The following is a 7,028-nucleotide window of genomic DNA, read 5'->3' as shown; positions in this document are numbered from 1 at the left end:
CGTCTGGCCCTGTCTCCCGACGGAGACGGGGCCAGACGCCCGCTCACAGCGCGGGGGGTCGTCAGGCGGGGACGATGAGCCCGGCGGTCTGGGTGCGGGCGCGCTGGAGGCGGGCGGCGACGTCCTGCCAGTTCGCGATGTTCCAGACGGCCTTGACGTAGTCGGCCTTGACGTTGAGGTAGTCGAGGTAGAAGGCGTGCTCCCACATGTCCAGCATGAACAGCGGGGTGATGCCGACGGGGACGTTGGCCTGCTGGTCGAAGAGCTGGAAGATGGCGAGGCGCTGGCCGATGGAGTCCCAGCCGAGCACGGCCCAGCCGGAGCCCTGGATGCCGGTGGCGACGGCGGCGAACTGGGCCTGGAACTTGTCGAAGGAGCCGAAGGCGTCCTTGACGGCCTCGGCGAGCTCGCCCTCGGGCTGGCCGCCGCCCTCGGGGGAGAGGTTGTTCCAGAAGACGGTGTGGTTGGTGTGGCCGCCGAGGTTGAACGCGAGGTTCTTCTCGTGCAGGTTCACCGCGGCGTTGTCGCCGGACTCGCGGGCCTCGGCGAGCTTCTCCAGGGCGGTGTTGGCGCCGGTGACGTAGGCCGCGTGGTGCTTGTCGTGGTGCAGCTCCATGATCTTGCCGCTGATGTGCGGCTCGAGGGCGCTGTAGTCGTAGGGCAGGTCAGGGAGCGTGTAGACAGCCATGCTGAGATACCTCCGGTTGCGTGCCGCACGTCGTACCGGCGTGCGATGGGGACGTCGTCGACGGCTGGTCCCCGGCCGCTCTCACGTGCCGGGGACGACGACGGCCCGCGCACCCCGCCCGACGGATCGGGAGAGGGGAGCGCGGGCCATGGGTCCAGCCTGCAGGAGACTCAGTGCTCCCGCTCGACGTTGCCAGACCCCGAGACGAGCTCGGGGGTGTCGTGGGCGGGCTCGAGCTCGTCGTGCTCGCCGTGGGCGTGCGCCGCGGCCAGCTCGGCCGGGGTCACGGGCTCGACCCGGTCCTCGTAGAAGAACTGCGACAGCTTCTGCCAGCGCTTGTCCTTCTTGTAGCCCTTGCGCTTGACGCCACGGGCGTCGGTCGCGGGCTCGATCTCCAGGGGCCGGCGCGCCTCGTAGTTGACGCGCAGCCAGCGCTCCTGCTCGTCGAGCGGGCGGTGGACCTCGATGTACTCGCCGTTGGCGAACCGCACGATGCGACCCGTCTCGTGCCCGTGCAGCACCAGCTCGCGGTCCTTGCGCTGCAGGCCCAGGCAGATCCGCTTCGTGACCCAGAAGGCGAAGACCGGTCCGACGAAGAACAGGACCCGGAAGACCCAGGTGATCGTGTTGATCGACAGGGCGAAGTGCGTCGCGATGAGGTCGTTCGACCCCGCCAGCGCCAGGATGACGAACGCCGTGAGGAACGCGACGCCGAGGCCCGTGCGGGTCGGGACGTTGCGCGGGCGGTCGAGCACGTGGTGCTCGCGGTGGTCGCCTGTCACCTTCGCCTCGAGGAACGGGTACACGAACAGGAACGTGAACAGCAGGCCCGGGATGATGACCGCCGGCACCAGGATGTTCAGCGACAGCGTGAAGTCACCCCACGTGACGATCTCGGCCTGGCCGGGCATCAGACGCAGCGATCCCTCGAGGAACAGCATGTACCAGTCCGGCTGGGCACCCGCGGACACCGGTGACGGGTCGTACGGGCCGTAGTTCCAGACGTTGTTGATCGCCATCGTGCCGCCCATGAGGGCCAGCACGCCGAAGATGATGAAGAAGTTGCCGCCCATCTTCGTGGCGAACGCCGGGACCGCGGGGTAGCCGACCACGTTCTGGTCGGTGCGGCCGCCGCCCGGGTACTGGGTGTGCTTGTTGAGCACCATGAGGAACAGGTGCACGCCGATCAGCGCCAGGATGAGCGCGGGCACGAGCAGGATGTGCACCGTGAACAGGCGCGGAATGATGTGCTCGCCCGGGAACTCGCCGCCGAAGACGAACCACGAGAGGTACGACCCGATGATCGGGATCGACTTGATGACGCCGTCGGTGATGCGCAGGCCGTTGCCGGAGAGCACGTCGTCCGGGAGCGAGTAGCCCGAGAACCCGGCGAGGAGGCTGCAGATCAGCAGCAGCGTGCCGACGAGCCAGTTGAGCTCGCGGGGCTTGCGGAAGGCGCCGGTGAAGAAGACGCGCATCATGTGCACCACGATGCCGGCGACGAAGATCAGCGCCGACCAGTGGTGGATCTGCCGCATGAGCAGACCGCCGCGCACCTCGAACGACATGTTCAGCGTCGAGGAGAAGGCCGTGGACATGAGCTGGCCGTCCATGGTCGCCGGCGCGCCGTGGTGCGTGACGAGCGCCATCGACGGGTCGAAGAACATCGCCAGGAACACGCCGGAGATGAGGAGCACGACGAACGAGAACAGCGCGATCTCGCCGAGCATGAAGGACCAGTGGTCCGGGAAGACCTTGCGGACGAGCTGCTTCGCGAGCACGCCGACCTTGGTCCGCTGGTCGAGGTAGTCGGCGGACTTGCCGATCACGGTGGTCGGCTCCGCCGCGGTGGGGGGAGTTGTCGTGGTACTCACTTCAGGCGCTCCCAGTAGCTCGGGCCGACGGGCTCGTTGAAGTCGTCCTCAGCCACAAGATACCCCTCGTCGTCGACGGTGATGGGCAGCTGGGGCAGCGGGCGCTTGGCAGGTCCGAAGACCACCTTGGAGCCGTCGGAGATGTCGAACGTCGACTGGTGGCAGGGGCACAGCAGGTGGTGCGTCTGCTGCTCGTACAGGGCGACCGGGCACCCGACGTGGGTGCAGATCTTCGAGTACGCGACGATGCCGTCGTAGGAGGCGCCCTCGCGGTGGTCGCGCTTGTGGTCGCGCGGGTCCATGCGCACCAGGAGCACGACGGCCTTCGACTTCTCGGTGATCCACTCGTGCGACTCGCGCTCCTCGGCGGGCACGTCGGGGATGACGTGCGCGACGGAGCCGACCGTCAGGTCCGACGCCTTGATCGGGCGGCCGGACGGGTCGTAGGCGAGGCGCGTGCCCTTCTTCCAGATGGTGTGCCGGAAGGAGTTGACGTTCCACGTGCCGCCGACGCTCGAGACGAGCGGCACTGCGATGGTCAGCGGGAAGAGAGCGAGCGCGGAGACGACCGCGCCCTTGAGGACGGGCCGGCGCGCGATGCCGGAGTCCTCGAGCCCGTCCTTGAACTGCTGCTGGACGACCTCGCGGACGTCCTCCGAGCTGCTGCTCGAGTGGCGCTCCTCGACGTACTCCTTGCCGGACATCAGGGTCTTGGCCCAGTGGACGGCCGCGAAGCCGATGCCGAACAGGGAGATCGCGATCGCGACACCGAGCAGCACCGTCGAGAGGCGCACGCCGGGCGTCGTGCCGTCGGGACGCACGGCGAAGTAGGCCACGATCGAGGCGATCGTGCCGAGGCACGAGATGGCGAAGAGGATCGCGATGATCCGCTCGTTGCGCTTGGCCGCCTTCGGGTCCGTGTCCGCGAGGCGCGGGTGGTGCGCGGGGACGCCCGGGTCCGCGAAGCGGTCGGTCCGGGCGACCGTGCCGTCGCCGTCGTGCCGGGCCACGTCGCGGGACGGGCCCTGGGGGTTCTGGTTCTCGCTCACGAGGACTTCGCTCCGATCCACACCGCGCCACCGATGATCAGGCCGATGCCGATGATCCAGGCCCACAGGCCCTCGCTGACCGGACCGAGCGAGCCCAGGGTGAGGCCGCCGGCCGAGCCCTGGTCCTGCTCGTCGAGGAACGCGATGATGTCGCGCTTCTCGTCGGGGGTGATGTTGGCGTCGTTGAACACCGGCATGGACTGCGGGCCGGTGAGCATGGCCTGGTACACGTTGCGGCCGGAGGTGTCCCACAGCGGCGGCGCGAACTTGCCCTCCGAGAGGGCGCCACCGGCGCCGACGGCGTTGTGGCACATCGCGCAGTTGGTGCGGAAGAGGGCCATGCCGTTGGCGGGGTCGCCCTTGCTCCCGTCCACCTGCTCGTCGGTGGGGATGGCCGGGCCGGCGCCGAGGGACGCGACGTACGCGGCGAGCGCGGCGGTCTGGTCCTCGTCCATCTGCCGGGGCTTGGCCTCGGCCTGGGGGCCGTTCATCTGCATCGGCATCCGGCCGGTGGAGACCTGGAAGTCGACCGCGGCCGCACCGACGCCCACGAGCGACGGCGCCTCGGTGGTGCCTTCCGCGTTCGGGCCGTGGCAGGTGGCGCAGTTGGCCTGGAAGAGCTTCTTCCCGGTCTCGATGTCCGCGGTGCTGGCGGTGTCGGCCTGGGCCGGGCTCGGGGCCAGGGCGGCGTAGACGCCGCCCGTGACCAGCAGCGCCAGCAGCAACAGCACGACCGGCGCGAACCGGTGGTGCCTGCGGGCGGCGAGTGCCTTCACGAAATGATCCTCGTCTCGCAGATCGAAGGTGCAGGGTCAGTGCCGGCGGCGACGCCGGCCGGGGGTTCAGCGCAGGAGGTAGATGACGGCGAAGAGGGCGATCCACACCACGTCGACGAAGTGCCAGTAGTAGGACGTGACGATCGCGGTGGTGGCCTCGTGGTGGCCGAAGTTCTTGGCGGCGAAGGAGCGCCCCAGCAGGAACAGGAAGGCGATGAGGCCGCCCAGCACGTGGAGGCCGTGGAATCCGGTGGTCAGGTAGAAGACCGAGCCGTACGGGCTGGAGGAGATGGTCAGGCCCTCGTGCACCAGCTCGGTGTACTCGAAGATCTGGCCGCCGATGAAGAACGCGCCCATGAGGTAGGTGAGGGTCATCCACTCGTGCATGCCCCACTTGCTCACCTGCAGCAGGGAGCCGGAGCGCACCGGCTTGAACCGCTCGGCGGCCCACACGCCCATCTGGCAGGTGACCGACGACAGCACCAGCACGGTGGTGTTGATCGTCGAGAAGGTGATGTTGAGCTTGTCCGCCTGAGCGGCCCACTCCGCCTCGGGCATCACCGACCGGACGGTGAAGTACATCGCGAAGAGGCCGGCGAAGAACATGAGCTCGCTCGCGAGCCAGACGATCGTCCCGACCGACACGGGGTTCGGACGGTTGACGCTCACGTGCTGGTGGGCATGGGGGGCAGCAGCCGTTGCGGTCGACACGTCAGCCATTATGGCCGACATACGGCCTGTTCGAGCCACTCGGGCGGGTCTGGCGGAAAGTCGATGTGCACAGAATCTGCGGAAACTCGCCACTCTGCTACTACGAGGTGACGGATCCGTAGAGAGTGCCAGTAAAAGACCACGTTCGGCACCTGCCCGAGGTGACGCGAGTGTGCCACGATGCCAGCAAACGTCGACGTCCGACGGTCGCGGCACAGCTGCCGGACGTCGTGCCCGTGCCCGAAGCCGTGCACGTCCGCGAAGGGGAGCCAGAAAGTTGACGGATCAGACGGACCAGACGGACCCGACGACGACCATCCCGACCCGCTCGACCGGAGCGATCGCCCCGGCGGCCCGCGGGCCGCGCATCCTGCTCTACAGCGACGACCGGACCGTCCGCGCCCACGTGCGGACCGCCGTCGGGCCCCGTCTGCGCGCCCACGCCCCGGAGATCGCGTGGGCGGAGGTCGCGACGCCTGCGGCACTCATCGCCGCGGCCGACCGCGGCGGGTGGGACCTGCTCGTGCTGGACGGTGAGGCGGACAAGTCCGGTGGCATGGGACTGTGCCGTCAGCTCAAGAACGAGGTGTACCGCTGCCCGCCCGTCGTGGTCCTCACCGGCAGGCCCGACGACGGATGGCTAGCATCGTGGTCGCTCGCCGACGCCGTGGTGCCGAGGCCGCTCGACGCGATCGAGCTGCAGCGCGCCGTGGCCGGCCAGCTCGCCGCGACGGCCTGACCGACGGACCCGTGAGGGTCGAGCCAGGTGCGTCCGGACCGCGCGACCACCGAACCGGAGGAACCTGGTGCCCACGAACGACCGCCCCGTGCCCGCGCAGCCCGAGCAGACGTCGCCCGAGCAGACGTGGCCCGGGCTGCTCACCGAGCTCATCGCCGGCCACGACCTGAGCTCGCAGGACACCGCCTGGGCCATGGACGCGGTCATGTCGGGCGAGGTGTCGCCGGCCCGGCTCGCGGCCTTCCTGGTGGCGCTGCGGGCCAAGGGCGAGACGGTCGAGGAGCTGACGGGGCTCGCGGACACGATGCTCGCGCACGCCCGCCGGTTCACCGTCCCGGGGCCGAGCGTCGACATCGTCGGCAGCGGCGGCGACCGCGCGCACACGGTGAACATCTCGACCATGGCGGCGGTCGTCGTGGCCGGCACGGGCGTCAAGGTGGTCAAGCACGGCAACCGCGCCGCGTCCTCGTCGTCCGGTTCGGCCGACGTCCTCGAGGCGCTGGGTGTGCGGCTCGACCACGGACCCGAGCGCGTCGCCGAGCTGGCCGAGCAGGTCGGCATCACCTTCTGCTTCGCGATGGTCTTCCACCCGTCGTTCCGGCACGCCGGCGTGGCGCGGAAGGAGCTCGGCGTCGCGACCGCGTTCAACTTCCTCGGTCCGCTGACGAACCCGGCGCAGCCGCGGGCCACGGCTGTCGGGGTCGCGGACCCCCGGATGGCGCCGCTGGTGGCGGGTGTCTTCGCCGCGCGGGGGACGCGGGCGCTCGTGTTCCGTGGCGACGACGGCCTGGACGAACTCGCTGCGACCGGCGGCTCGACCGTCTGGGAGGTCCGCGACGGTCAGGTCACCGAGGCGCGCCTCGACGCCGCCGCCGAGCTCGGGCTGCGGCGCATCGACGTCGCCGACCTGCGCGGCGCCGACGCGCACCACAACGCCGGCGTGGCACGCGACGTCCTCACGGGGGTCGACCAGGGCCCGGTGCGGGAGACGGTGCTGCTCAACGCGGCGGCCGCCCTCGTGGCGGACGGCAGCCTGCCCGGCACGGACGCCGGCACGCTCGTGGAACGGCTGGCGGCCGGTATCGGCCACGCCGCGCGCAGCATCGACGACGGCGCTGCCGCCCGCGTGCTGGAGCGCTGGGCGGCCGCGACGCAGGACTGACCGGAGGTGCACGGCGGGCGGCCGACCCT

Annotated in this window: 7 protein-coding genes; 2 read left to right on the top strand and 5 right to left on the bottom strand. The window is 70.0% G+C overall.

Annotation, left to right across the window (positions count from 1 at the left end; translation table 11 throughout):
* Window positions 1-61 precede the first annotated feature (61 nt).
* The 5 genes from ACFCZN_RS07140 to ACFCZN_RS07120 form a co-directional block, all read right to left on the bottom strand.
* Window positions 62-688: a superoxide dismutase gene (locus ACFCZN_RS07140; protein WP_430545219.1), complete on the bottom strand. Its 627-nt coding sequence runs from the start codon at window positions 686-688 to the stop codon at window positions 62-64.
* A 170-nt stretch (window positions 689-858) separates the two neighbouring features.
* Window positions 859-2,562 (bottom strand): cytochrome bc complex cytochrome b subunit, encoded by a 1,704-nt coding sequence (locus ACFCZN_RS07135; protein ID WP_430556299.1) that lies wholly within the window; start codon window positions 2,560-2,562, stop codon window positions 859-861.
* Window positions 2,559-3,611: a Rieske 2Fe-2S domain-containing protein gene (locus ACFCZN_RS07130; protein ID WP_430556298.1), complete on the bottom strand. Its 1,053-nt coding sequence runs from the start codon at window positions 3,609-3,611 to the stop codon at window positions 2,559-2,561. Before ACFCZN_RS07130 ends, ACFCZN_RS07135 begins: the two co-directional genes overlap by 4 nt.
* The gene (locus ACFCZN_RS07125) at window positions 3,608-4,387 is read right to left on the bottom strand and encodes a c-type cytochrome (protein WP_429763778.1); all 780 of its coding nucleotides are present in this window, start codon (window positions 4,385-4,387) and stop codon (window positions 3,608-3,610) included. Before ACFCZN_RS07125 ends, ACFCZN_RS07130 begins: the two co-directional genes overlap by 4 nt.
* Before the next feature lie 66 nt (window positions 4,388-4,453).
* The gene (locus ACFCZN_RS07120) at window positions 4,454-5,107 is read right to left on the bottom strand and encodes a cytochrome c oxidase subunit 3 (protein WP_429763777.1); all 654 of its coding nucleotides are present in this window, start codon (window positions 5,105-5,107) and stop codon (window positions 4,454-4,456) included.
* 307 nt (window positions 5,108-5,414) lie between these two features.
* On the opposite strand from ACFCZN_RS07120, the gene ACFCZN_RS07115 reads away from it, so the two are divergent.
* Together ACFCZN_RS07115 and trpD are read left to right on the top strand one after the other, a co-directional pair.
* Window positions 5,415-5,837, top strand: a complete 423-nt coding sequence (locus ACFCZN_RS07115) for a hypothetical protein (RefSeq protein WP_429763803.1) — start codon at window positions 5,415-5,417, stop codon at window positions 5,835-5,837.
* A 67-nt stretch (window positions 5,838-5,904) separates the two neighbouring features.
* On the top strand, window positions 5,905-6,999 hold the full coding sequence (trpD, locus tag ACFCZN_RS07110; RefSeq protein ID WP_429763776.1) for an anthranilate phosphoribosyltransferase: 1,095 nt from the start codon (window positions 5,905-5,907) through the stop codon (window positions 6,997-6,999).
* Window positions 7,000-7,028: the final 29 nt, after the last annotated feature.

The organism is Isoptericola sp. NPDC056134 (genome assembly GCF_042264825.1).
Lineage (GTDB): Bacteria > Actinomycetota > Actinomycetes > Actinomycetales > Cellulomonadaceae > Isoptericola > Isoptericola nanjingensis.
This window is presented reverse-complemented; position numbering and strand designations above follow the sequence as displayed.

Coding starts and splice junctions, on each gene's coding strand:
- ACFCZN_RS07140 (WP_430545219.1), bottom strand. CDS start 688: ATGGCTGTCTACACGCTCCCTGACCTGCCCTACGACTACAGCGCCCTC.
- ACFCZN_RS07120 (WP_429763777.1), bottom strand. CDS start 5,107: ATGGCTGACGTGTCGACCGCAACGGCTGCTGCCCCCCATGCCCACCAG.